Below are 3589 nucleotides of genomic sequence, written 5' to 3'. Positions count from 1 at the left end.
AGGTGTGGAACCAGAAAGTCAGCCAGTTGAATCTGATCTGACAACCCAGCGTACCCAAAACGGGTAACTGTCAGATCAGGTCGCGACTTCTACAGTTAAAGGTTGGCGTTGGGGTGGCGAGTCCTGAGCTATTCCCTTGGTGCCTAGCGAATGCCCCGAGCGCGGCACTGGCGAGACATCTCCGGATAACTGGCCCTAATACCACATATTTGGGCGAACGCGATGCGCTACTCGCTGCTCTCGATACGGCTGAAATTTGGCTCTCTGAAAATCGCGTCGATCAGGTTCTACTTGTCGCTATTACGTTTTCCACTGCTAAGCGTCCCGGATCGGCATTCCGCCTTTCTAAACCCTCGTCGGCGGAATCTCAATGTTCTGACATCTTCAGACCACAGAAATCTGATTTACCTGAAACGATTCAAGGTTGCATGGCTTCCTTGTCTCACATTTTTTAAAGTGTCGACACCAATTGGAGTAGACCCCGAATGAGTCGACATTTTCAATAATGCCAACATCAGCGGCCATCCCGATCCGGACTGCCCGTTGTGCTTCCTGTTACGCACAGTCGCTTGGCACGGATTCCCGGCATGAGGTCGGCCATAAGAGCCATTCGACCCTTCCAGCAAATTCAGCCTCATTGACAGCTTTCTGGAAGGGTCCCCTATGAGTCCTGTCCGCCATGTACGGTCGTTCACTGGTTCCCAGAAACCGACACAGGAATGACATCTCAAGTTTGAATCATGCCCCATTCACAGCCATGATTCGATTGCTAGAAATAATCTCGCAACATCTTTCGTGAGAAGAAGACTGGTCTCCTTGACGATTCGTGAATACTTGGAATAAGAGATGAAAATACAGTATAAGTAGCATAGTTTTTTCCAAAGGAACGGCTTCTGCATGGGAACCGAAGTATCGCGCCCTCAGGACGCAAAACCCGATACAAATGCCGAACAACCGATCGGGTTCGCAAACCTTACGGGGCTATCGCTTCCCGACATCTTCGAGCAGTTTGCCGACGGGATTGCCTACTGTCGGATGATCTATGAAAACGGGCAGCCAATCGATTTCGAGTTTTTATACACCAACCCCGCTTTTCACAAGTTCACCGGACTCGGACGTGTTGTCGATAAGCGCGTCAGCGAGGTCATTCCCGGAACTCAAAGATCCGACCCCTGGCTGATCGAAACTTGCGGGCGGGTTGCCACGACTGGACAACCCCAAGCTTTCGAAAACTTCTTGGTTGGCTTAAAGCAGTGGTTCTCGATACGGGCAACCTGTCCTCAGCCCGGTCATTTCATCGCCGTCTTCACAAAAGTCGCCGCTCGCAAGGATTACGAAGCCGGTCTGGCAGGCTCCGAAGCTTGCAGCCGCGCCTTGTTCGATGCCTCTCCAGTGCCGAGCGCGGTCAATGATCGATTCGGCAATATCCTTTACCTCAATGCTGCCTTCTGTCGCACCTTTGGCTATACGCTCGAGGAGCTGCACAGCCTTGACGATTGGTGGCCTCGAGCCTATCCCGATCCCGCATACCGAGAATGGGTGAGCCAAACCTGGCAGGCACGTCTTGATCAGTCTTTGGAAGATGGCAAGCCTTTTGAGACTATGGAAGTTCGCATACAGTGCCAGAGCGGGGAAATCAGAACGGTAATGGCCTCGGCCGTTCCGTTTGCCGGCTTCGATGAAGAAACTCTTCACCTTGTTACCCTCTATGACATTACCCCTCGTATTGAAGCGGAACGCGCGCTTGCGAAAAGTGAGGAACGATTGAGCCTCGCCCAATCCGCTGCTCGCATCGGAACTTGGGACTGGAATCTTGAGTCGAGCGAAACCTTTTTCAATGATCAATATTACGAACTTCTCGGCCTTCCCCATGGCGTCCCGCATACCTATGAGGATTTCCTCGAGCAGATTCACCCTGACGACCGGACCCGAGTGGAATCGGCGTTCCAGTCCGCGCTCGCTGGGGGGTCGGCCTACGAACTGGAATTCCGGATCGTCAAGGCAAATGATAATTCGGTCCGCTGGATCCATGACCAAGGGGAAGTCCAGTTCGATGAAAACGGCAAGCCATTTCGCGCGATGGGCGTCACCTACGACATTACAAACCGCATTCAGGACCTTGAGAAAATCAGAGAGAGAGAACAACTGCTTAGCTCCTTCTTGAACCACAGCTCCACGGTCGCCTGGCTCAAAGATGGACAGGGCCGGTATGTCTTTATAAGTCCAAATCATAAAAAGCGCTTTGGGCTGCAGGAAAGAGACTGGAAAGGGAAAACCGACTTCGAAATCTGGCCGGACAACCTGGCGGAGGATTATCGGAAAAACGATTTGAAGGTAATTGAGTCCGGCAGTAGTCTCGAGATGATCGAGTCGGCTCGCAATCCCGATGGAGTTATATCTTGGTGGCGCAGCAGCAAGTTCTCGTTTTCTGATCCCGCCGGAAATCGATATGTCGGTGGATTGGCCATCGACATTACGCAAATTAAAGAAGCCGAAAGACATTTGGCCGAGAGCGAGGAGCGTTTCCGGTCCTTGTTCGAAGGCAGCCGCGACGGGATCGCCATTGTCGACATGATAGGGCGCATCCAACACGCCAATCCGGCCTTCCAGGCGATGCTGGGCTATTCGCTGGATGAGCTGAAGCAGTTGACCTATTTGCAGTTGACGCCGGTTTGTTGGCACGAGGCTGAGGCCACCGTGCTGCGGGATCGGGTTCTACCACATGGCGACTCCCAGGAATATGAAAAGGAATATATCCGCAAGGATGGCCAGGTGTTCCCGATCAGCCTCAGGACCAGCCTGTTATGTGACGCGAACGGTCGACCGCAGGGCATGTGGGCCATCGTCCGCGACATCACCGAGCGCAAGCGGACCGAGAGGGCATTGCGTGAGAGCGAAGCGCGTTACCGACTTTTGGTCGAGCAGACTCCCGACGGCATCGTCGTGACGGATTCCAGCGGCCGGTACACCGATGTCAATCAGGCCGGTGCCGAGATGTTCGGCTACACCCGCGAGGAGTTTCTCCGGCTGAGTGTTTCCGACATGGTCTTGCCGGACGATATTCCCCCTCTACAAGAAGAGATGTCAGACTTAGCCAGCGGAACAATTACGCGAAAAGAGTGGAGATTTCGCCGTAAGGACGGTTCGGAGTTTTTCGGCGAAGTCCTGGCTCGTCAAATGCCGGCCGGCGCCGTTCAGGGGGTCGTGCGCGATATAACCGCTCGCAAGCAAGCCGAACAGGTGTTACGCGACGCTGACCGGCGCAAGAACGAATTCCTCGCCATGCTGGCCCACGAATTGAGAAACCCGCTGGCCCCCATGCGAATCGGGCTGGGAATATTGCGGCGATCCAGCGAAAATCCGGAAACGGTGGCGCGCACCCTGGATTTGCTCGATCGGCAAATGCTGGTCATGATCAGGCTGATTAACGAGTTGCTGGATCTCAGCCGGATTACATCGGGCAAGATCGAATTACAGACGTCAGATATCGAACTGATTGTGTTGAAAAAGGCCTGCCGATAAGGCCCGACTGGTAAAATACAGCCACATCCAAAGCGGAGCCGGAACGTCATGATGGGGCAGCAGGTAT

At 53.7% G+C, this 3589-nt stretch carries 1 protein-coding gene; it reads left to right on the top strand.

The window, feature by feature from the left end; genetic code table 11:
- Nucleotides 1–897 precede the first annotated feature (897 nt).
- On the top strand, nucleotides 898–3522 hold the full coding sequence (locus EK23_RS21140; RefSeq protein ID WP_045227383.1) for a PAS domain S-box protein: 2625 nt from the start codon (nucleotides 898–900) through the stop codon (nucleotides 3520–3522).
- Nucleotides 3523–3589: the final 67 nt, after the last annotated feature.

The sequence above is a fragment of the Methyloterricola oryzae genome (assembly GCF_000934725.1).
Classification (GTDB): domain Bacteria; phylum Pseudomonadota; class Gammaproteobacteria; order Methylococcales; family Methylococcaceae; genus Methyloterricola; species Methyloterricola oryzae.
The sequence above is the reverse complement of the archived record's forward strand: the minus strand, read 5'-3'. Positions and strand labels throughout refer to the sequence as shown.

What these genes read in the sequence shown, in the direction of transcription:
- EK23_RS21140 (WP_045227383.1), top strand. Translation starts at nt 898, where the DNA reads ATGGGAACCGAAGTATCGCGCCCTCAGGACGCAAAACCCGATACAAAT.